Annotated in this window: 17 protein-coding genes; 5 read left to right on the forward strand and 12 right to left on the reverse strand. The window is 71.4% G+C overall.

Annotated features, from left to right (window positions below):
• Positions 1 to 17: 17 nt before the first annotated feature.
• Together PYS65_RS17775 and PYS65_RS17780 are read left to right on the forward strand one after the other, a co-directional pair.
• A complete protein-coding gene (locus PYS65_RS17775; protein ID WP_279334931.1) occupies positions 18 to 914 on the forward strand; it encodes a D-alanyl-D-alanine carboxypeptidase family protein in 897 nt (298 codons plus the stop codon).
• Positions 915 to 1108: 194 nt separating this feature from the next.
• Positions 1109 to 2107 carry a BRO-N domain-containing protein gene (locus PYS65_RS17780; protein WP_279334932.1) on the forward strand — a complete coding sequence of 333 codons (999 nt, stop codon included), beginning with the start codon at positions 1109 to 1111 and terminating at the stop codon, positions 2105 to 2107.
• Positions 2108 to 2186: 79 nt separating this feature from the next.
• Here PYS65_RS17780 and PYS65_RS17785 read toward each other — a convergent pair whose 3' ends face one another.
• The 4 genes from PYS65_RS17785 to PYS65_RS17800 form a co-directional block, all read right to left on the reverse strand.
• Positions 2187 to 3605, reverse strand: a complete 1419-nt coding sequence (locus PYS65_RS17785; RefSeq protein ID WP_279334933.1) for a dihydrolipoamide acetyltransferase family protein — start codon at positions 3603 to 3605, stop codon at positions 2187 to 2189.
• A gap of 11 nt (positions 3606 to 3616) precedes the next feature.
• A complete protein-coding gene (locus tag PYS65_RS17790) occupies positions 3617 to 4609 on the reverse strand; it encodes an alpha-ketoacid dehydrogenase subunit beta (RefSeq protein ID WP_279334934.1) in 993 nt (330 codons plus the stop codon).
• A 1-nt stretch (position 4610) separates the two neighbouring features.
• The gene (pdhA, locus tag PYS65_RS17795; RefSeq protein WP_279334935.1) at positions 4611 to 5891 is read right to left on the reverse strand and encodes a pyruvate dehydrogenase (acetyl-transferring) E1 component subunit alpha; all 1281 of its coding nucleotides are present in this window, start codon (positions 5889 to 5891) and stop codon (positions 4611 to 4613) included.
• 694 nt (positions 5892 to 6585) lie between these two features.
• Positions 6586 to 8211 carry a protein kinase domain-containing protein gene (locus PYS65_RS17800; RefSeq protein WP_279334936.1) on the reverse strand — a complete coding sequence of 542 codons (1626 nt, stop codon included), beginning with the start codon at positions 8209 to 8211 and terminating at the stop codon, positions 6586 to 6588.
• 369 nt (positions 8212 to 8580) lie between these two features.
• On the opposite strand from PYS65_RS17800, the gene PYS65_RS17805 reads away from it, so the two are divergent.
• Complete coding sequence (locus PYS65_RS17805) at positions 8581 to 10248, forward strand: protein kinase domain-containing protein (RefSeq protein ID WP_279334937.1); 1668 nt, start codon at positions 8581 to 8583, stop codon at positions 10246 to 10248.
• Between the two features lie 150 nt (positions 10249 to 10398).
• Here the strand turns inward: PYS65_RS17805 and PYS65_RS17810 are convergent, their stop codons facing one another.
• Positions 10399 to 10941, reverse strand: coding sequence for a bacterial proteasome activator family protein (locus PYS65_RS17810; protein ID WP_279334938.1), 543 nt, complete (start codon positions 10939 to 10941; stop codon positions 10399 to 10401).
• Between the two features lie 742 nt (positions 10942 to 11683).
• On the opposite strand from PYS65_RS17810, the gene PYS65_RS17815 reads away from it, so the two are divergent.
• Positions 11684 to 12013, forward strand: coding sequence for a hypothetical protein (locus tag PYS65_RS17815; protein WP_279334939.1), 330 nt, complete (start codon positions 11684 to 11686; stop codon positions 12011 to 12013).
• 35 nt (positions 12014 to 12048) lie between these two features.
• Here the strand turns inward: PYS65_RS17815 and PYS65_RS17820 are convergent, their stop codons facing one another.
• From PYS65_RS17820 to pdhA (PYS65_RS17850), 7 genes are all read right to left on the reverse strand, one after another.
• Entirely contained in the window at positions 12049 to 13029 is a 981-nt protein-coding gene (locus tag PYS65_RS17820; RefSeq protein ID WP_279334940.1) for an NAD(P)H-quinone oxidoreductase, read from the reverse strand.
• A 189-nt stretch (positions 13030 to 13218) separates the two neighbouring features.
• Positions 13219 to 14316: a potassium channel family protein gene (locus PYS65_RS17825; protein ID WP_279334941.1), complete on the reverse strand. Its 1098-nt coding sequence runs from the start codon at positions 14314 to 14316 to the stop codon at positions 13219 to 13221.
• Positions 14313 to 15794, reverse strand: coding sequence for a molybdopterin molybdotransferase MoeA (locus tag PYS65_RS17830; RefSeq protein WP_279334942.1), 1482 nt, complete (start codon positions 15792 to 15794; stop codon positions 14313 to 14315). The genes PYS65_RS17825 and PYS65_RS17830 overlap by 4 nt, the downstream gene beginning before the upstream one ends.
• Entirely contained in the window at positions 15791 to 16807 is a 1017-nt protein-coding gene (locus PYS65_RS17835) for a DUF6457 domain-containing protein (RefSeq protein WP_387037274.1), read from the reverse strand. The genes PYS65_RS17830 and PYS65_RS17835 overlap by 4 nt, the downstream gene beginning before the upstream one ends.
• A gap of 83 nt (positions 16808 to 16890) precedes the next feature.
• A complete protein-coding gene (locus PYS65_RS17840) occupies positions 16891 to 18258 on the reverse strand; it encodes a dihydrolipoamide acetyltransferase family protein (protein WP_279334944.1) in 1368 nt (455 codons plus the stop codon).
• Positions 18258 to 19262 (reverse strand): alpha-ketoacid dehydrogenase subunit beta, encoded by a 1005-nt coding sequence (locus PYS65_RS17845; protein ID WP_279334945.1) that lies wholly within the window; start codon positions 19260 to 19262, stop codon positions 18258 to 18260. Before PYS65_RS17845 ends, PYS65_RS17840 begins: the two co-directional genes overlap by 1 nt.
• The gene (gene pdhA, locus PYS65_RS17850; protein ID WP_279334946.1) at positions 19259 to 20407 is read right to left on the reverse strand and encodes a pyruvate dehydrogenase (acetyl-transferring) E1 component subunit alpha; all 1149 of its coding nucleotides are present in this window, start codon (positions 20405 to 20407) and stop codon (positions 19259 to 19261) included. Before pdhA (PYS65_RS17850) ends, PYS65_RS17845 begins: the two co-directional genes overlap by 4 nt.
• A gap of 189 nt (positions 20408 to 20596) precedes the next feature.
• On the opposite strand from pdhA (PYS65_RS17850), the gene PYS65_RS17855 reads away from it, so the two are divergent.
• Positions 20597 to 21082 carry an Lrp/AsnC family transcriptional regulator gene (locus PYS65_RS17855; RefSeq protein ID WP_279334947.1) on the forward strand — a complete coding sequence of 162 codons (486 nt, stop codon included), beginning with the start codon at positions 20597 to 20599 and terminating at the stop codon, positions 21080 to 21082.
• The last annotated feature ends 13 nt before the right edge of the window (positions 21083 to 21095 follow it).

The following is a 21095-nucleotide window of genomic DNA, read 5'->3' on the forward strand; positions in this document are numbered from 1 at the left end:
CAATCGGGGTACCTTACTTGAATACCGTCATTCAGGGCATCCGTATCCGCAGAGCCGTCGGCGTCGCCGTGACCACTGGCGCCGTGCTGGCCTCCGGAGCCCTCTACGCGGCGCCCGCGCAGGCCGCCGCCAAGCCCACGATCGCCGCCAAGGGCGGCTACGTGATGAACAACGGGACCGGCAAGTCCCTCTACACCAAGGCCGCCGACACCCGCCTCTCGACCGGTTCCACGACGAAGATCATGACCGCGAAGGTCGTGCTCGCGCAGAAGAACCTGAACCTCGACGCCAAGGTCACGATCCAGATGGCGTACAGCGACTACATCGTCGCGAACAACGCGTCGTCCGCCCGGCTGATCGTCGGCGACAAGGTCACCGTGCGCCAGCTGCTGTACGGGCTGATGCTGCCGTCCGGCTGCGACGCCGCGTACGCCCTGGCGGACAAGTTCGGCACCGGCACGACGCGGTCCGCGCGCGTGAAGTCCTTCATCGGCAAGATGAACGCCGACGCGAAGAAACTGGGCCTGAAGAACACCCACTTCGACTCGTTCGACGGGATCGGCAAGGGCAACAACTACTCCACGCCGCGCGATCTGACGAAGATCACGAGCAGCGCGCTGAAGAGCGCCAACTTCCGCGCGATCGTCAAGACGAAGAGTTACACGGCGAAGACCACCACGAAGACGGGCGGCACCCGCACGATGGCGCCGTGGACCAACACCAACGGTCTGCTCAGCAGCTACAGCGGCACGATCGGCGTGAAGACCGGCTCGGGCCCGACGGCCAAGTACTGCCTGGTCTTCGCCGCGACGCGGAACGGCAAGACCGTCATCGGCACGGTCCTCGCCTCCACCTCGTCCGCCCAGCGCGAGACGGACGCCAAGAAGCTCCTGAACTACGGCTTCAGCGCCTGACCCACTGGAACACGCAAGGGGTCCACGATTCCGCGTGGGCCCCTTCTCCATGCCTCGCACCGCCGTCGGCCATGCACACTCCCGTCGGCCGGAACAGCGGTTTCGACCTCATTCGCTCGCAGTCGTGAACATCCTCGAACCGGCTGGCATATTCGCTCCGCCCCGCTCTACGTTCCGCGGCGGAGGTGGTTCGCATGAACGAACCCGGCAAACGACCGAAGCACGTCGAGCAGCACGAGGCGATCGACGTCAGCGACTTCGTCTACGCGGCGACCGGCGCCCGGGTCCGGAGGCTGACGCTGCCGGACGGAAGCCACTGGTTCCCGGCGGTGGACGTCTGCAAGGAACTCGGACACACCAACTCTCGGAAGGCTCTCGCCGACCATGTCCCCGACGAGCACCGAGAAATGCTCGAGACCGTAACTGGAGGTTACGGTCTCAGCATTCCCGCAGGTAGAGGGTGGCGTCGAGACTTGCACGTCATCTCTCTCCAAGGTCTCATCCTGCTCGTCAACGCCTGCACCAAACCGGCCTGCGCACCCTTCAAGCAGTGGGTCGCCGAAGTCATCGAGACCGTGCAGCGTGAGGGGTACTACTCCCTCGACGAGGCCGAGGTGCAGTCACCCGAGCCGGGTGCCCCCATCGCCTACGCCATGCCGGAACAGGTCGCCGAGGCCATCGTCCGGCTGGAAGCGCACAACCTTCAGCTGGACGAGGAGCTGGCCGACGGGCAGCGCGAATCGATCGCTTTGCACAAGGAGACGCTGGCCCTGCAGAGGGAGGTGCTGGCCGCACAGCAGGGCACGCTCGCCGTGCAACAGGCCACCCTCGCCGTGCAGCAGGCCATGGTCCGGGCGATGGAACGGATCGCGGACCGGATCGACTCCCTCGTCCTCGACCGCCGGCCGCCCCAGGCCCACCTCACCGCGCCGCCCACCACCGAAACGGTCCTGGCCGGCTGGCGGCAGCGGCTGTCCGTGACGGAGGACGTGTGGACGGTGGCCGTGGTGATCGCCCCGGTACTCGTCGAGCAGGGTGAACTGCGCGAGCCGCTGGAGTCGATCGCCGCCCGTACGGGACTTTCCGTGCACCGCGTCAACGAATGCCTCCGGCTGCTGCGCAAGCACGCCTGCATCCGCTCGCGGGGCGGGACCGAGGACGGGGCTCCGGTGTACGTGCTCCATCAGGACTGAGGGACCGGTACGGCAGGAGGGGCGTCGCAATCCGAAGTTGCGGCGCCCCTCCTGTGGTGAACCTAGTGGTTCGTGGGCGTCAGGCCCAGCTGATCAACCGTTTCGGCTGTTCCAGGATCGCGGCCACGTCGGCCAGGAACTTGGAGCCGAGTTCGCCGTCGATCAGGCGGTGGTCGAAGCTCAGGGCGAGGGTGGTGACCTGACGGGGCTTCACCTTGCCCTTGTGGACCCACGGCTGGAGCTTGATCGTGCCGACGGCGAGGATCGCGGACTCACCGGGGTTGAGGATCGGCGTGCCCGTGTCGACGCCGAAGACGCCGACGTTGGTGATCGTCACCGTGCCGTTCTGCATCGCGGACGGGGAGGTCCTGCCCTCCCTGGCCGTGGACACCAGCTCGCCCAGGGACTCGGCGAGCTGCGGCAGCGTCTTGGCGTGGGCGTCCTTGACGTTCGGGACGATCAGGCCGCGCGGGGTGGCCGCCGCGATGCCCAGGTTGACGTAGTGCTTGACCACGATCTCCTGGGCCGCCTCGTCCCACGAGGCGTTGACCTCGGGGTTGCGTCTGATCGCGACCAGCAGGGCCTTGGCGATCAGCAGCAGGGGGCTCACCCGCAGGCCGGTGAACTCCTTGTCCTGCTTGAGCTCCTCGACCAGTTTCATCGTGCGCGTCACGTCGACCGTCACGAACTCCGTGACATGCGGTGCGGTGAACGCCGAGCCGACCATCGCGGCCGCCGTCGCCTTGCGGACGCCCTTGACCGGGATGCGGGTCTCGCGCGCCGTGTCGTACGACACCGGGGCCGGGGCTGGCGCCGGAGCCGGGACCGGGGCGGCCGGGGTGGCTGCCGGGACCGCGGGTGCCGGGACCGCGGCCACCGCCGCATGGACGTCCTCGCGGGTGATGATGCCGTCCGGACCGGTCGGGGTGACCGTCGTCAGGTCGACGCCGAGGTCCTTCGCCAGCTTGCGCACCGGCGGCTTGGCCAGCGGGCGTTCCCGAGGAGCGGCGGGGGCGCCGTAGCCGTTCAGTTCCGTCTGGACGGGTGCCGCCTCCTGCTGGGCGTGGGCGGCGGCGGTGTCCGGAGCCGTCTTGCGCGGGCGGCGGCGCGTCGAGGACGTCGCCACGCCGTAGCCGACCAGGACCGGCTGACGGGCCGGGGGCTCGGCCGCCGGCTCCTCCGGCGCCTGCTCCGGCTCGGCGGCCGGGGCGGGTGCCTCCACCGCCGGTGCCGCGCCGCCCGAGACGTCCACCGCGATGATGGACGTGCCCACGTCCACCGTGGTGCCCTCGGGGAAGTGCAGATCGCGGACCACGCCGGTGTAGGGGATGGGGAGTTCGACGGCGGCCTTCGCCGTCTCGACCTCGCACACCACCTGCCCGTCGGTGACCGTGTCACCGGGCTGGACGTACCACTTGAGGATCTCGGCCTCGGTGAGGCCCTCGCCCACGTCCGGCATCTTGAACTCGCGTACGGACGCGTTCGTCATCGTCGTCACGACCCTCTCCCTCAGTACGCCATCGAGCGGTCGACGGCGTCCAGCACCCGGTCCAGGTCCGGGAGGTAGGACTCCTCCAGGCGGGCCGGCGGGTACGGGGCGTGGTAGCCGCCCACCCGCAGGACCGGGGCCTCCAGGTGGTAGAAGCAGCGCTCCGTGATCCGCGCGGCGATCTCCGCGCCCGAACCGAAGAACACCGGCGCCTCGTGGACGACGACCAGACGGCGGGTCTTCTCCACCGACGCCTGGATCGAGTCGAAGTCGAGCGGGGAGACCGAGCGCAGGTCCAGCACCTCCAGGGAGCGGCCCTCCTCGGCGGCGGCGTCCGCGACCTCCTGACAGAGCTTGACCATCGGCCCGTAGGCCACCAGCGTCAGGTCGGTACCCTCGCGGACCACGCGCGCGGTGTGCAGCGGTCCGGGGATCGCCTCGGTGTTGACCTCGGCCTTGTCCCAGTAGCGCCGCTTGGGCTCGAAGAAGATCACCGGGTCGTCGCTCTGGATGGCCTGCTGCATCATCCAGTACGCGTCCGACGCGTTGGACGGGGAGACCACCTTCAGGCCCGCCACGTGGGCGAACAGGGACTCCGGGGACTCGGAGTGGTGCTCGACCGCGCCGATGCCGCCGCCGTAGGGGATGCGCACCACGACGGGGAGCTTCACCTTGCCCAGCGACCGGGCGTGCATCTTCGCCAGCTGCGTGACGATCTGGTCGTACGCCGGGAAGACGAAACCGTCGAACTGGATCTCGACCACCGGGCGGTAGCCGCGCAGGGCGAGGCCGATCGCCGTGCCGACGATGCCCGACTCGGCGAGCGGGGTGTCGATGACGCGGCTCTCGCCGAAGTCCTTCTGCAGCCCGTCCGTCACCCGGAACACGCCGCCGAGCTTGCCGACGTCCTCACCCATGACGAGGACCTTGGGGTCGGTGTCCAGGGCACGGCGCAGCGACTCGTTGATCGCCTTGGCCAGGGCCATGTTCTTGGATGTCACGGTCTCCGCCATGTCACTTGCCCCCGTCCGTGTCGTCGAACGACGCCTGGTAGGCGGCGAACTGCGCCCGCTCCTCGTCGACGAGGGCGTGGCCGTCCGCGTACGCGTTCTCGAAGATGGCGAAGTGGTCCGGGTCCGGCATGGCACGGACCACTTCGCGCACTCGTTTGCCCAACGTCTCGCTCTCGCTCTCCAGTTCCGCGAAGAATCCCTCGTCCGTGTGGTGTGCGGACTCCAGGTAGCGGCGAAGGCGCAGGATCGGGTCCTTGGCCTCCCAGGCGGCCCGCTCGTCGTCGTGGCGGTAGCGGGTGGGGTCGTCGGAGGTGGTGTGGGCACCCATGCGGTAGGTGAACGCCTCGATCAGCGTCGGCCCCTCACCGCCGCGGGCCCGCTCCAGGGCCCACCGGGTGACGGCGAGGCTCGCCAGCACGTCGTTGCCGTCCACCCGCACGCCCGGGAAGCCGAAGCCCTGCGCGCGCTGGTACAGCGGGACGCGGGACTGCTTCTCGGTCGGCTCGGAGATCGCCCACTGGTTGTTCTGGCAGAAGAACACCACCGGGGCGTTGTAGACCGCGGAGAAGGTGAACGCCTCGGCCACGTCGCCCTGGCTGGAGGCGCCGTCGCCGAAGTAGGCGATCACCGCGCTGTCCGCGCCGTCCTTGGCGATGCCCATCGCGTAGCCCGTGGCGTGCAGCGCCTGGGAGCCGATGACGATCGTGTACAGGTGGAAGTTGTTGCCGTTCGGGTCCCAGCCGCCGTTGTTGACGCCGCGGAACATGCCGAGCAGGTTGGTCGGGTCCACACCCCGGCACCAGGCGACGCCGTGCTCCCGGTAGGTGGGGAAGACGTAGTCGTCGTCGCGCAGCGCCCGGCCGGAGCCGATCTGCGCCGCCTCCTGGCCCAGCAGCGAGGCCCACAGGCCCAGCTCGCCCTGGCGCTGCAGCGAGGTCGCCTCGGCGTCGAAGCGGCGGGTGAGCACCATGTCGCGGTACAGGCCGCGGAGGTCCTCGACGGTGATGCCCTCGACGTACTGGTCGAACTCGGCGTTCTTGACGCGCTCGCCCTCGGGCGTCAGCAGTTGCACGAGGTGGGGCTCGGCACTCTTCACCGCGCCGCCGGCCTTCTTCGCCGCGGTGGCCTTCTTGGCGGTGACGGGCTTCCTGGCCGTGGTGGCCTTCTTCGCCGCGGTGGTCTTCTTGCCAGTGGTACTGGTGGTGCGTTTGGTGCCGGTGGCGCCGGTGTTGCTTCCGGCGCTGCGTCGCGGTGCGTGCGCGGCAGTGCTCTCCACGGTCACGTGTGCTCCTCCGTCGGTCCGACCCCCGGGGTTGCCGGTAGGTCTGGGGTCCTCCTCCAGCTCGTCGAAGCCTGGGGAAGGCTCACCTCTTCTCGACCACGGGCACGGGGTGGGTGCCGCTCGGCCGGGAACAGGCGTGACAGGTGCCCCGGCGAGCGACCTGCAACAAGCACGTTACCCAGTGCGCCACATTTCTGTGAAACCCTCCCTGACCTGGGATTTTGCTTGGATTTCCAAGTAAATCGGAAAGGCCGGGAAGGCGCGCTGGTCACAGCCTTGCAGGAGGCCGGAGCAACGGCACGTTATCCCGGGGACCCCGGGCTCGGGAAGGGCTGGGTGTCGCACCCCGCTCCAGAATGAGCATGTAATGCGACTAATGGGTACCGAGCGAGACGATTCCCAGCTCACAGGGGTGTGTGAGGGGCGGTCGTCCGGCGGGGTGCCGCGCTCACGTGGACCGCCCCGCGCTTCACGCGCCCCCCATCGGGCGCAGCGGCACGCCGAGCGGCGCCCGCCGCGCGGGGCACGTGGGGCGGGTGCGGCGGTGTCCACCCGTTCAGCCCGCTCGACCGGGGCGGGGTGGGGCTCCACTGCACTGCGGTGCGCCGTGTGGAGTGGGGGCCGTCTCGGCGGCTCCCGGAGGCGCTCACGGGGCGGGGCGGGCACGAGGCCCGCCCCCAGAGTCAGCCGCCGGTCAGCCGCCGGTCACGGCGCCGATGTCTCCGCCACCCTCCGTACCACCGCTGACCGGGCCGCCGTCCGCGCCGCCCGCCCCCGGGTCGGTCTCCGGCGGTGGCGGCGGTTCCTCGTTCGTCTCCGTCTCCGTCGGCGTGGTCGGGTCGTTCGTCGGGTCGTTCGTCGGGTCCTCGGGCTGCGACTGGTCCTGCGACGGCGTCGGGTTGTACGACGGGGGCCAGTTGTTGTTGTTACCGCCGGACCCGTTGCCGTTGCCGTAGCCGTTGCCGGTGCCGGTGTCCGTGTTGCCCGGCGCCTGCGGCTCCTCGGTGGCGTCGTCGCTCGGCGACTCGCTGGGCTTCTTCTCCTTCTCCTCGCTGGACTGCGAGGAGCTCGGGGACTTGGTCGGCGGGTCGGATTCCTTGTCCGCGCCATCGTTGCTCAGTGCCAGGGCGACACCCGCCGTGATGGCGATCACCGCGAGCACCGCGAGGATCCACAGCTTGCCGCGGCCGCTGCCCTGGCTGCCGCCGCCCTCGAAGCCGCCGTCGTCCCCGCTCCCGTACCGGTTGGGCAGGATCGGCTGCGGGATGGCCGCGGTGCCGGTGGTGTCCGGGTGCGGCATCGCCGTCGTACCGGCGAAACCGGCCGACGGGGTGTGCCGGCCGTCGTGCACGTCGACCACGCCGGTGTTCCAGGTGCCGGTGTGTCCGCCCTGGTCGTAGAGCATCTGCAGCCCGTACTGGATCAGCCCGCGCATCTCCTCGGCCGTCTGGAACCGGTCGTCCGGCTCCTTGGCGAGTGAGCGCATGACAAGCCCGTCCAGCTCCGGCGGGCTGGCGTCCGAGACCTCCGACGGGGGCGTGGGGATGTCCTGCACGTGCTGGTAGACCACGGACAGCGGCGTCTCACCGGTGAACGGGGGCCGCAGCGCCAGGAGTTCGTACAGCATGCAGCCGGTCGCGTACAGGTCGGACCGGTGGTCGACGGCCTTGCCGAGCGCCTGCTCCGGCGAGAGGTACTGCGGGGTGCCCATGACCATGCCGGTCTGCGTCATCGTCGTGGACGCGCCGTGCATCGCGCGGGCGATGCCGAAGTCCATCACCTTCACGGCACCGTTGTGGGTGATGATGACGTTGGCGGGCTTGATGTCGCGGTGCACGATGCCGTGCTGGTGCGAGTAGGCCAGCGCCTCCAGCACACCGGAGACGATGATCAGCGCCTGTTCGGGGCCGGGCGCCTCGGCGTTGAGCAGGAGATCACGGATCGTGCGGCCCTCGACGATCTCCATGACGATGTACGGCACGGCCTGGCCGCCCACCGTGTCCTCACCGGAGTCGTACACGGCGACGATCGCGTGGTGGTTGAGACCGGCCACCGACTGCGCCTCACGCGTGAAACGCGCTTTGGCGATCGGGTCCTCGGCGAGGTCGGCACGCATGAGTTTGACCGCGACCGTACGCCCGAGGCGCACGTCCTCGGCGGCGAACACCTCGGCCATGCCGCCCCGGCCGAGTCGGTGCGTCAGCCGATAACGGCCGTCGCCGATGAGCCCGCCGTTACCCCAGTTGTCCGGCGCGTCCGACATTCCGCCGCCAGTCGCCTCGGGGTCGGACGGGCCCTGAGCGCGCTGCTGCTGTGCCATCGGTCCTCGCCGTCGTTTCTGCCCGCGGTGCGCGCGGTGTTGTCACGGTCTCCGTCGGCCACGCTACAGCCTCTGCAGGGGCCTCCGGTCCGAGACGGGTTTGCCAGGACCAGCACGGGACGGACCGGCCATGAAACCCTTTCTCCGTACCGTCATGCAAATTCTGCGTACCAGGTGGCGCTTCGGCCACACGTCCCCGGTAACGCTTCCGCGACGCTTCTTTTCCGTACCGTCACGGAACGGGCCCCCTGCTTGACGTGTCAGTGGCCTGCGGCAGACTTGGCCGGGAATAGCGCATTCGATCTACCTGGATCCACAAGGCATCGGTCGACGACGGCAGCGCCGGAGAGGCTACGGGGGACGCGGAACATGAGCCAGGACGGCGCACAGGGCCACAACGCGGGGCGGGCGCTCGCCGGCGGCCGCTACCGACTGCGGGACCTGCTCGGCCGGGGCGGCATGGCCTCGGTCCACCTCGCGTACGACAGTGTGCTCGACCGCCAGGTCGCCATCAAGACCTTGCACACGGAACTCGGCCGGGAGCAGGCCTTCCGCGAACGCTTCCGCCGCGAGGCCCAGGCCGTGGCGAAGCTCACGCACACCAACATCGTCTCGGTCTTCGACACCGGCGAGGACGAGGTGGACGGCATGACGATGCCGTACATCGTCATGGAGTACGTCGAGGGCCGCCCGCTCGGCTCCGTGCTCGACGAGGACGTACGGCAGCAGGGCGCGATGCCCGCCGACAAGGCGCTGAAGATCACCGCCGACGTGCTGGCCGCCCTGGAGATCAGCCACGAGAAGGGCCTGGTCCACCGGGACATCAAGCCGGGCAACGTGATGATCGACAAGCGCGGCGTGGTCAAGGTGATGGACTTCGGCATCGCCCGCGCCATGCAGTCCGGCGTGACGTCGATGACGCAGACCGGCATGGTCGTCGGCACCCCGCAGTACCTCTCGCCGGAGCAGGCGCTCGGCCGGGGCGTCGACGCGCGCTCCGACCTGTACTCGGTCGGCATCATGCTCTTCCAGCTGGTCACCGGGCGGCTCCCGTTCGACGCGGACTCGCCGCTGGCCATCGCGTACGCGCACGTGCAGGAGGAACCGCCGCTCGCCTCCTCGGTCAACCGCGCGCTTCCCCCGGCCGTCGACGCGCTGATCACCCGCGCGCTGAAGAAGAACCCGAACGAGCGTTTCCCCAGCGCCGAGGCCATGCGCGGCGAGTGCCTGCGGGTGAGCCAGTCCGTCCAGGCGGCCCCGCCGAGCATCGTCCCCGGTCCCCAGGGGCAGAGCGGCTCGGGCGTCGGCTCCGCGGTGTTCCCGCCGGTCGACCAGTCGTCGGCGCCGGGGGTCCAGGGCAGCGTCCAGACGCCGTACCAGCCGGCCCCGCACCCGAACCCGTACGGCACTCCGGCCCCCGCGCCGTCCCCTCCGTCTGTGGGGTACGGCTATCCGCAGCAGAGCGGCTACCAGACGCCCCACCCGTCGCCGTACGCCCCGCAGCAGGGCGGCCCGTCGACCCCGCCGCCGTACAGCCTGACACCCCAGAACCCGACTTCGGGCGGTTCGGGCCGCGGCAGGAACAACAAACCGGTGATCATCGGCTCGATCGCCGTGTCCGTGCTCGCCGTCGGCGGCCTGGTCGCGGCACTGCTGTCCAACGGCGGGGGGAACGGCGGCAACCGGGGCGGCGGGGGCAGCTCCCCGTCGGTGTCCGCGCCCGCCGAGAAGGAAGCCGGCCACCGGGGGCCCGACCCGTCCAGGACGATCGACCCGGACGAGTGCACGGAGCCGAAGGAGTCGTACAACGACCCCGACAAGATCGAGATCCCGAAGCTGAAGTTCAAGTACATCAAGTCGGTCAAGGAGTGCTTCCAGGAAGCCGGCTGGGACCTGGACGTGCGCGACGTCAACGAGAACACCTACGGCGAAGGAACGGTCATGAACCAGTTCCCCGCCGCGGGCACGGCCGTCGACCCCGCGGACATGCCCAAGATCCAGCTCTACGTCTCCACGGGCAACCCGCCGTCCGCCTGACCGGGCACCCCCGGGTACGGCTCGGGTGAAACAGGTGAGAACAGGTGAAAGGGGCCCGGCCTCCGGGCCGGACCCCTTTTGTGTCCATGTGCTGTGTTCATGTACCGCGGGGTTCATGTACCGCGGGGTTCATGTGCCGCGGCGGGGCGGCTACAGGTACGGGCCGCCTACGCGGCCGCCCATCGGGGGTTCCTCCTGGCCGCCGTCGCCCATGCCCGGCGGGAGGGCGCGACGCATCTGCTCCAGCTGGGCACGCGCGGCCATCTGCTGGGCGAAGAGCGTGGTCTGGATGCCGTGGAAGAGGCCCTCCAGCCAGCCCACCAGCTGGGCCTGCGCGATCCGCAGTTCGGCGTCGCTCGGGGTCGCCTCGTCCGTGAAGGGCAGGGAGAGCCGCTCCAGCTCCTCGACCAGCTGCGGCGCGAGCCCGTCCTCCAGCTCCTTCACCGAGCTGGCGTGGATCTCCTTGAGCCTCGCCCGGCTGGCCTCGTCCAGAGGGGCCGCGCGCACCTCCTCCAGCAGCTGCTTGATCATGCTGCCGATCCGCATGACCTTCGCGGGCTGCTCCACCTGCTCCGTCACCGGAACCTCGCGGGAGTCCTCGTCCCCGGTGCCGCCACCGAGCGCCATGCCGTCCTGGCCGACGACCAGTACCTGCGGATTGTCCGGCGACCGTTCGTTCCTCGGCATCTCCATACGGCCATTCTCTCGCACGCCCACCGCACACTTCCGGGCCCCCCTGACGGGGGTATCCGTAATGCCGGGTGCGCGGCGGAATGGGAACCTGTGGGAGTCCATCCGGCTCATCTAGCCGACGGTGCGAACGGGCACCGGCCCGGCGCGGGAGGTCACGGCCGTGACTCCATGGCTGCGTGTAGTGGGGGCGGGGGTCGCCCTGCGAGCGGGCATCGCGCTCGGGGTGACGGCAGGAGCGGGGGTGATGATGCCGTACGGTCCTGCCCTGGCGCCTTTCGGTACGACCGCGGCCTTCGGGGCCGAGAGAGCGGTCACCGGACACCAGGAGGCGCCGGACGAGCACACCGGCGCGCCGCACCGCGAGCCCCTGTCCTCTCCTCTCCCCGCACCCCTCTCCCCGCTCTCGCCCCTCTCCTCCTTCTCGCCCTTCTCCCCTTTCTCACCTTTCTCGCCCCTCTCGCCCCTCTCTCCCCCCTCGTCTGCGGAGTCGCCGTCGCCGACGCCCTCCGCCGAGCCCTCCAGGGCCGGAAGCCGGCCGGGAGAAGGACGGAGTCGGCCGGGGCGGGAGGTGCCCGAGACGACGGAGTCGAGCGAGGAGACGGGGAAGACCGGCGGGCACCGGAAACCCGGGGAGCCCGGGACGCCTGAGGAATCCGGGAGGTCCGGGAAAGCGGATCCGCGGGGCGGACACGACGGCGGACCACGGGACAGCGGAGGCGGGGCCGACCGCGGCGGTGTGGGCGTGGTGCCGAAGGAGGCGGGCCTCGGGGACGGCACGCACGCCGGGGAGCCGAAGGAGGCGGGCACCGGTGTTCTGCCCGAAGCCTCGGGCGCCGCGAACACCGCAGCCGGTACGCGCGTGCCCGAGGAAGGCGACGTCGGCGCCACCCGCCGGGCGCCGGAGTCGGGGGAGGCCGTTCCGCTGCCCTCCGGGGCCTCGCAGAGTCCCGCGTCGAACACCACCACCGGCGCGGAGCCCAAGGTGCGCATCCTGCCGCTGGGGAGCGGGCTGGTCCTCATGGGGCTCGGGCTGGGGCTGGCGTTCGTGGGCCTGAGAATCCGGCGGAGCTGAAGCCCCGGGCCCACGCATCCAGTGGTCCGGCGGCCCTACGGCGCGACCAGCAGCACCTTGCCGACGTGGCCGCTCTCCTCCACGACGCGGTGGGCCTCGGCCGCCTCCGGCATCGGGAGCTCACGGTCGACGACGGGACGGACATGGCCGTCGGCGATCAGGGGCCACACGTGTTCCCGGACGGCCGCGACGATCGCCGCCTTCTCCTCCAGCGGCCGGGCGCGCAGTGACGTCGCGCTGATCGCGGCGCGCTTGCGCAGGAGGGCGCCGATGTTCAGTTCGCCCTTGACGCCGCCCTGCATGCCGATGATCGCGAGCCGGCCGTTGACCGCGAGGGCCTGGACGTTACGGTCCAGGTACTTGGCGCCCATGATGTCGAGGATGACGTCCGCGCCCGCGCCGCCGGTCGCCTCCTTCAGCTCGGCGACGAAGTCCTGTTCGCGGTAGTCGATCAGGATGTCGGCACCCAGTTCGGCGCAGCGGTCCAGCTTCTCCTTGGTTCCGGCGGTGACGGCGATCCTGGCGCCGACGGCCTTGGCGAGCTGGATGGCCATGGTGCCGATGCCGCTGGACCCACCGTGCACGAGCAGGGTCTCGCCGGGGCGGAGATGGGCCACCATGAAGACGTTCGACCAGACCGTGCAGACCACCTCCGGGAGCGCCGCCGCCTGCTTGACGTCGAGCCCCTCCGGGACGGGGAGCAGCTGTCCGATGGGGACGGCGACCTGCTGGGCGTAGCCACCGCCGGCGAGCAGCGCGCAGACCTCGTCACCGACCGCCCACCCGGTCACACCGGGTCCGAGCGCGGTGATCCGCCCGGAACACTCCAGGCCGGGGTAGGGGGAGGCGCCGGGCGGGGGGTCGTAGAAGCCCTGCCGTTGGATGATGTCGGCGCGGTTGACGGCACCGGCCACCACCTCGACGAGCACCTCGCCCGGTCCGGGGACGGGATCGGGGACCTGCTCCCACACCAGCGCCTCGGGCCCACCGGGTTCGGGAATCGTGATCGCATACATGGGGGCGACGCTACCGGGGTTCACGCGTAGTGCGCCGACGTTCACCCCGGTGGTGTGGCGAATCCGGCAGGTGCGACGCAGAGCTCCGGCGGATCGTTCCGGCGGAGCCGGAATTCGGCCCACCGCGTCGGTCGTGATGCTCACCGTGGGCGTGATCCTCGGCTACCGCCCGGACGGTGGGGCCTGCGGTCAGTCCCGGGGGAGCGGGCGCATGTCGGGCGCCACCTGCCTGGCCGGCGTCCTCCGCACGATCGTGATCAGCCGGTCGGTCAGCTCGAGCGTCCCGACGTTCGCGTCGTCGTAGCCGAGCAACCGGTGCCCGCGCAGGACGCTCACCACCAGATCGTCGACCTCTCGCGGCGTCTTGCCCACCTCGGCCTTTATGACCGGCCGTTCGACCATGTCGAGCCCGGTGCCCTGCTGGATGAGGTCCTCCATCACCACGCCGGCCGCGGGGCTGAGCAGCGACAGCCCGAGCAGCCGGCCGGCCGCGCTGGCGCTGGTGATGACCGCGTCGGCGCCGGACTGCTTCAGCAGCGGAGCGTTCTCCTCCTCGCGCACCGCGACCGCGATCTTCGCGCCGCGGTTGAGCTGTCGGGCCGTCAGCGTCACCAGCACAGCGGTGTCGTCGCGCTGTGTGGCGATGATGATCTGCTTCGCCCGGTACACCTCGGCCCGCTTCAGCACCTCGCTGCGCGTCGCGTCCCCTATGACGCCCGCGTATCCGTCGGCCGCGGCGGCTTCGATCGCCTTGTCGCTGGGGTCGACCACCACGACCTGCTCCTTGCGGAGCCCCGTCTTGCAGATGGTCCGGATCGCGGACCTGCCCTTCGTGCCGAATCCGACGACAACGGTGTGATCACGCAACGTGGACCTCCAGCGGTTCAGTCGCCACTCCTCCCGGGTGCGTTCGGTGAGGGCTTCGAGGGTGGTGCCGACCAGGATGATCAGGAACATCACGCGCAACGGTGTGACGACGAGGATATTGGTCAGCCGGGCACTGTCGCTGACCGGCGTGATGTCGCCGTATCCCGTGGTGGAGAGGGTGACGGTCGCGTAGTAGAAGGCATCGAGGAAGTCGAGGGTGCCGTCGGCGCCGTCGTTGTAGCCGCCGCGGTCGAGGTACACGATCAACGCCGTCACCACGAGGATCAGCAAAGCCATGGACAGCCGTTTGGTGACCTGGCGGATCGGGTGCTCGAGCACCTTCCTCGGCAGCTTCACCCGATGTGTCACCAAGTGCTCGTCCGCCTGGCGAGCAATGGCGTCCTGACCCGAAAGTTTCACGTGAAACACACCCCGATTCCCCCGGACGCCCAGGGGAGGTCGAGCAGTTCCGCCTCCTGCCGGGGCCGCGTACCGCCCGGCGGTACGACGGCGAGGGCATCGGCCGCCGCGATGCCGCGCAGCATGGCGGGACCGTTGTAGTGCAGCGGCAGGGCGATGTCCCCGCGCAGCGCGACGGGGATGAGCCGGGTGTCGTGCGGATGCCCGTGGACCGCGTCCCGCAGCGGCATCGTGTACGGCTCGGGAGCCGGGCGGGCCGCGAGGGTACGCAGCAGGGGTTCGGCGAGCGTGAGCAGCCCGGAGACGGCGGCGAGGGGGTTGCCCGGCAGACCGACGAGGTGCTGGTTCTCCTTGGTGCGGGCCAGGAGCATGGGGTGCCCGGGGCGCACCTCGACCCCGTCCACCAGGAGTTCGGCCCCGATACGGCTCAGCGTCGGGTGGACGTGGTCGACCGGGCCTGCGGCGGTGCCGCCGGTGGTGACGACGAGATCGGCATCGGATTTCGTGATCGCCTTGTGCAGCGTGTGCGCGTCGTCGCGGACCCGGCGGACCGCGGTGACCTCGGCGCCGAGTGCGCGCAGCCAGGGCGGCAGCATCGGACCGAGCGCGTCCCGGATCAGCCCGTCGTGCGGAAGGCCCGCCGTGAGCAGCTCGTCGCCGAGGACCAGGACCTCGACGCGGGGCCGGGGGAATGCGCTGAGGGTGTCGTATCCGGCGGCCGCGGCGAGGCCCAGCACGGCGGGCGTCACCAGGGTGCCGGCCGACAGCAACTGGTCGCCGCTGCGGCATTCCTGGCCGCGGGGACGGATGTCCTGACCGTGCGCGACCGTGGCGGCGTGCCCGGCCTGGGCCGTGCCGCCGCTCCGGGGCGCGGCGGCGTGCAGGCGGCCCTTGGCGTCGGTGCGACCGTGTTCGCTGCGGAGGACGGCGGTGGTCTCCGGGGGGACCCGGGCGCCGGTGGCGATCCGGGCGGCTTCGCCGTCGGTGAGCGGCGTGTGCGCGGCGTGCCCGGCGAGGACGCCTTCCTCCCGCACGGTCCAGGGGCCCGGGCCGGAGACCGCCCAGCCGTCCATGGCCGAGGTGTCGAAGGAGGGCAGGTCGGTGAGGGCCGTGAGGGGGGCGGCCAGGGTGAGGCCGAGGGCGGCGTCGAGCGGCACGGAGACCGGGGCGGCCCGGGCGCGGTGGGCGGCACGGCTTCCGGTGCCGTTGCGGGCGGTGCCGTTGCGGCCTGCGCGCTCGGCGATGGCGCGGGCGTCGGTCCAGGGGACGCCGTGGCGGCGTGGGCGGTGCGCGGAGGGGGCGTGCCCAGGGGTGCGGCCGGGGGTGCGGCCGGAAGCTTCGTTCACGAGGGCGAGAGCCTCCTCCACGTCGAGATCATCGGCGTCCTCGGCGTCCTCGGTTTTCCTGGTGCTCTCGGCGCTCTCGGCGCTCTCGGCGCTCTCGGTGTCCTCGTCGGCTCGGGCGTCGGGCGCGGTCATCGGGCGTCCGGACTCGTGCCGGGAGCGGCGTCGGGGGCGGCAGGGGTGACGTCGGGGGTGTCCTCGTCGGCCCAGCGGGTGGCGAGGGCCGCGGCCTTGCGGACGGCCTCGGCCACGGCTTCCCGGTCACCGCCCGCGCGGGCCGCCGCGTAACCGACGAGGAAGGTGGTCAGCGGCGCCGCCGGCCTGGCCACACCGTGGGCGGCGTCACGGGCGAGGTCGAGGAGTACGCCGGTGTCGACGTCCAGATCGATGCCCAGCTCGTCCTTGACTGCGGTAATCCATTCATCCAACACGTGTCCATGCTCCCTGATGCGTGCTCTGGCGGCGGCGATGTCGTCCCAGGTGTCGCAGTCGAAGGACGCCACCGGGCCGAAGATCCGGGTGAGGTCGAGCGAGCCGGTCAGCCGGCGCAGCGGCAGTCCGGCCAGTCGGCCGTGCCGTTCGCCGAGTGCGGCGAGTTCGCGGCGCAGGGCCGCTGTGCGGTACGCGGCCACGAGTGGCTGGTCCCGGCCGTCGGCGTCGGTCAGTACGACCCCGTCGGCCGGGCTCGTACGGAGGGTGGTCAGCAGCTCGTCGACCGTGCGGTCGTCGAGGAAGGGCAGGTCGGCGGAGAGCAGCACGACGTACGCCGCGGTGCTGAGCCGGATCCCGGCGTCGAGCGCGGCGAGCGGGCCGCCGCCCGTCGGCTCCTCGCGCGCCCAGAGCACGGGCCGGGCGGTGGGGCGGGGGTCGGCCACGACCACGGTGGTGCGGGCGTCGGCGCAGGCCGCGAGCACCCGGTCGAGCAACGCCCGGCCGCCCACCCGCACGCCGGGCTTGTCCGCGCCCCCGAGCCGTCGGGCACCGCCACCGGCGAGCACGAGGGCGTCGTACGCGGCGGGCTCGAGCGGCACCGCCGCATCCGGCGCGGGGTCACGGCCCCGGTCCCGCTCGCGGTCTCGGTCCCGCTCTCGGTCACCAACGGCATCGGGTCCGGTACCAGGAGCACCCGGGAGCTCGTACTCGGTCACCCCTCGAGTATGCGTGCCCCCGCGATCACGGGGAACGCGGGGGCACGGTGTCCGGGAACGGACACGGCAGGGAGAACCGGACCTCACAGCGTCCGCAGCAGCACCGCCGGTTGCTCCACGCAGTCCGCCACATGGCGCAGGAAACCACCCGCCGTGCCGCCGTCGCAGACCCGGTGGTCGAAGGTGAGTGAGAGCTGCACGACCTGTCGCACCGCCAACTCGCCCTCATGGACCCAGGGCTTGGGGACGATGCGGCCGACGCCGAGCATGGCGGCCTCGGGGTGGTTGATGATCGGGGTGGAGCCGTCGACGCCGAAGACACCGTAGTTGTTCAACGTGAAGGTGCCGCCCGTGAGTTCGGCGGGGGTCAGTGTCCCGGACCGGGCCGCCCCGGTCAGCCGGGCGAACTCCGCGGTGAGCGACTCCGCGTCCCGCGTGTGCGCGTCCCGGACGACGGGGACGACCAGCCCCCGCTCGGTCTGCGCGGCGAAACCGAGATGTACGGCCGCGTACCGGACTACCTCCCTGGCCTCCCTGTCCACGGAGGAGTTGAGCTCGGGGAAGCGGGCCAGCGCGGCGGTGCAGATCCGGGCCAGCAGGGCGAGCACGGAGATCTTCGGACCGCCCGAGGCGTTCATCGCGGCCCGTGCCCGCATCAGCTCGGTCGCGTCGGCGTCCACCCAGCAGGTCGCGTCCGGTATCTCGGTGCGGCTGCGGGAGAGCTTGTCGGCCACGGCACCGCGGATGCCCTTGAGGGGGACTCGGACGTCACCATCGGCATCCGGGACCGCGGTACCGGCGGCCGGCGTGGGGGCCTGCGCCGTCCGCGCGTGCGGCTCGGTGGCGGCTGTCCGGTCCTTGCGGACCTGCTGCACGCCGACGGCCCGGAGCGCGTGCTCCACGTCCGCCCGCAGGATCAGCCCCTCGGGCCCTGAGCCCGTCATCTCCCTCAGGTCCAGGCCGTTCTGCCGGGCCAGCCTGCGCACCAGGGGTGAGATCACGGGGACCGGGCCGTCCAGCACCCCGGCCGCGGGCGTGGTGCGTGGGGCAGGCGTGGTGCGTGGGGCGGACACCGGCTGTCCCGGCCGCACCCTGCGGCGCCGGGCCGGGGCCTTCGAGGTGCCGTACCCCACCAGGACGTTGCCGGAGGCCTCGCTCGAAGCGGTGGGCCGGCGGTCCTCACCCGGTGTCCGGTCGGCGTCCGGTCCGCCCACGGCCACCGTGAGCAGCGGGGCGCCCACCGGCAGTTCGGTGCCCTCCTCGCCGAAGCGGGCGGTGACCACCCCCCCGTACGGGCAGGGCACGTCCACCATCGCCTTGGCCGTCTCGACCTCGACGACCGGCTGGTCGACGGTGACGACATCGCCCACCTCGACCAGCCAGCGCACGATTTCCGCCCCGGTGAGCCCCTCACCGAGGTCGGGGAGCTTGAACTCCAGCACCTGTGCCATCAGTTCTCGGCCTCCCACTGCAGACGCCCCACGGCGTCCAGGATCCGGTCCACGCCGGGCAGGTGGTGACGCTCCAGCATCGGCGGCGGATACGGGAGGTCGAACCCGGCCACCCGCAGCACCGGTGCCTCCAGATGGTGGAAGCAGCGCTCCGTGACCCGGGCCGCGATCTCCCCGCCGGGACCGCCGAAGCCGCCCGACTCATGGACGACGACCGCGCGTCCCGTCCGCCGCACCGAGGCGCACACCGTCTCGTCGTCGAACGGCACCAGGGAGCGCAGATCGACGACTTCCAGGTCCCAGCCCTCGGCCCGGGCCGCCTCGGCCGCCTCCAGGCAGACGGGAACGGACGGCCCGTACGTGATGAGCGTGGCGCTCCGACCGGAGCGCCGCACCACCGCACGGCCTATCGGTTCGACGGATGCCGGCTCCTCGGGGTCCCAGGAGTCCTTCGACCAGTACAGCCGCTTGGGCTCGAGCAGGACGACCGGGTCGTCGGAGGCGATGGCGGCGCGCAGCAGCCCGTAGGCGTCCGGGACGGTCGCGGGCGTGACGACATGGAGCCCCGGAGTCGCCATGTAGTACGCCTCGGAGGAGTCGCTGTGGTGCTCGACGCCGCCGATGCCACCACCGTAGGGGACACGGATGGTGAGCGGCAGGGGCATCCTGCCGCGCGTGCGGTTGCGCATTCTGGCGACGTGCGACACCAGCTGCTCGAACGCCGGATAGGCGAACGCGTCGAACTGCATCTCCACGACCGGCCGCAGACCGTACATCGCCATGCCGACGGCCGTGCCGAGGATGCCCGCCTCGGCCAGCGGGGTGTCCGTGCAGCGGTCCTCGCCGAACTCCTGGGCGAGTCCGTCGGTGATACGGAAGACACCGCCGAGGGTGCCCACGTCCTCGCCCAGGACGTGCACGGACGGGTCCTCGGCCATGGCGTCGCGCAGCGCGCGGGTGAGTGCCTGCGCCATGGTGGCCGGTGTGGTGGCGACGGTGGTCATCGCTGCCTCTCTTCCGGCTCGGCCCCGGCCTCGGCCGCCAGCTCGGCCCGCAGCTGCTCCCGCTGCTCCAGCAGCTGGGGGGTGGGCTCGGCGTAGACGTGGGCGAACAGGTCCATGGGGTCGAGCGCGGGGTCCTGGTTCATGCGTTCCCGCAGGTCGGCGGCCATGGTTTCGGCGTCCTGGCGGGCGGCGGCGACACAGTCGTCGTCGAGCAGGCCGCGCCGGGTCAGCTCCTGCTCCAGGAGCACGACGGGGTCGTGCTTCTTCCAGGCCTCCACCTCGGCGTCGCCGCGGTAGCGGGTCGCGTCGTCGGCGTTGGTGTGGGCCTCCACGCGGTAGGTGATCGCCTCGACCAGGGTCGGGCCGCCGCCCCCGCGCGCGTGGCGGACGGCGTCGGCCAGGACCTCGTGGACGGCGGCGGCGTCGTTGCCGTCGACCAGCCGGCCGGGCATGCCGTAGCCGACGGCCTTGTGGGCCAGCGACGGGGCCGCGGTCTGCTTGGCGAGCGGAACGGAGATCGCGAAGCCGTTGTTCTGGACGAAAAAGACCACCGGGGCCCGCCACACGGCGGCGAAGTTCAGCGCCTCGTGGAAGTCGCCCTCGCTGGTGCCGCCGTCGCCGACCATGGCCAGCGCGACCACGTCGTCGCCCTTGAGGCGGGCGGCGTGCGCGAGTCCGACGGCGTGCGGCAGCTGGGTGGCGAGCGGGGTGCTCAGCGGCGCGACCCGGTGCTCGTAGGGGTCGTAACCGGTGTGCCAGTCGCCGCGCAGCAGGGTGAGCGCCTGCACGGGGTCCACTCCGCGTGCGACGACGGCGAGCGTGTCGCGGTAGCTCGGGAAGAGCCAGTCCTGCTCCTGCAGGACCAGCGCGGCGGCGACCTCACAGGCCTCCTGGCCGGTGCTGGAGGGGTAGACCGCGAGACGGCCCTGCTTGGTGAGGGCGGTGGCCTGCGCGTTGTAGCGGCGGCCCCTCACCAGTTCCGCGTACAGCCGGCGCAACAGCTCCGGGTCGGCCCGGTCGGCCTCCTCGGTGCCGAGCACCCGGTACGGCTCCGCGTCGGGCAGCAGCGGCGCGGGGTCGGTACGGGGCTGCCAGGCGGGCGGCGGGGTCGGCTGATAAGCGCCCCGCTGCTCCATGACCGTCATGACGGCACCTCCTCGTGGGAGCGGCTGTGGAGGCGCGGCGTCTGTGACGCGCCTCACCAACCGATTGTTCGGTCGCCGGTGCATTTTGGCTACGGGTGGCACCAGGCTGTGGACAAACGGTTCTCCACAGCCTGAGATGGACGCAGTACGTCCATGACGGAGAGGCGGGGGCGCGTGTCGTCTGAACAAATGGCCGAAGGACCGGGGGGCACCGGACCGCTGCCGCCCGCACGCCCCCTGGACGCCATAGACCAGGACATCCTGCGCATGCTCCAGGCGGACGGCCGCGCCTCGGTCCGGTCGGTCGCCGAACGGGTCCACGTCTCGCGCGCCAACGCCTACGCCCGGATCAACCGGCTCGTGGAGGACGGCGTCATCCGCGGCTTCGGCGCCCGCGTCGACCACGAACGCGCCGGCCACGGCACGTCCGCGTACATCACCCTGAAAATCGTCCAGAACACCTGGCGCACGGTCCGCGAGCAGCTCAGACAGCTCCCCGGCGCCTCCCACATCGCCCTGGTGGGCGGCGACTTCGACGTGCTGCTCCTGGTGCACACGCCGGACAACCGGACATTGCGCGAGCTGGTGCTGACCCGGCTCCAGGCGATCCCCGAGGTGCTCAGCACCCGCACCCTGCTGGTGTTCGAGGAGGAGGACCTGGAACCGCAGGGGTGAAGCGGGACCGGCC

It is taken from the genome of Streptomyces cathayae (assembly GCF_029760955.1).
GTDB lineage: Bacteria > Actinomycetota > Actinomycetes > Streptomycetales > Streptomycetaceae > Streptomyces > Streptomyces cathayae.

Coding starts and splice junctions, on each gene's coding strand:
- PYS65_RS17800 (WP_279334936.1), bottom strand. CDS start 8,211: ATGGCACAGCAGCAGCGCGCTCAGGGCCCGTCCGACCCCGAGGCGACT.
- PYS65_RS17845 (WP_279334945.1), bottom strand. CDS start 19,262: ATGACCACCGTCGCCACCACACCGGCCACCATGGCGCAGGCACTCACC.
- PYS65_RS17855 (WP_279334947.1), top strand. CDS start 20,597: ATGGCCGAAGGACCGGGGGGCACCGGACCGCTGCCGCCCGCACGCCCC.
- PYS65_RS17820 (WP_279334940.1), bottom strand. CDS start 13,029: ATGTATGCGATCACGATTCCCGAACCCGGTGGGCCCGAGGCGCTGGTG.
- PYS65_RS17810 (WP_279334938.1), bottom strand. CDS start 10,941: ATGGAGATGCCGAGGAACGAACGGTCGCCGGACAATCCGCAGGTACTG.
- PYS65_RS17780 (WP_279334932.1), top strand. CDS start 1,109: ATGAACGAACCCGGCAAACGACCGAAGCACGTCGAGCAGCACGAGGCG.
- PYS65_RS17830 (WP_279334942.1), bottom strand. CDS start 15,794: ATGACCGCGCCCGACGCCCGAGCCGACGAGGACACCGAGAGCGCCGAG.
- PYS65_RS17840 (WP_279334944.1), bottom strand. CDS start 18,258: ATGGCACAGGTGCTGGAGTTCAAGCTCCCCGACCTCGGTGAGGGGCTC.
- pdhA (WP_279334946.1), bottom strand. CDS start 20,407: ATGACGGTCATGGAGCAGCGGGGCGCTTATCAGCCGACCCCGCCGCCC.
- PYS65_RS17805 (WP_279334937.1), top strand. CDS start 8,581: ATGAGCCAGGACGGCGCACAGGGCCACAACGCGGGGCGGGCGCTCGCC.
- PYS65_RS17790 (WP_279334934.1), bottom strand. CDS start 4,609: ATGGCGGAGACCGTGACATCCAAGAACATGGCCCTGGCCAAGGCGATC.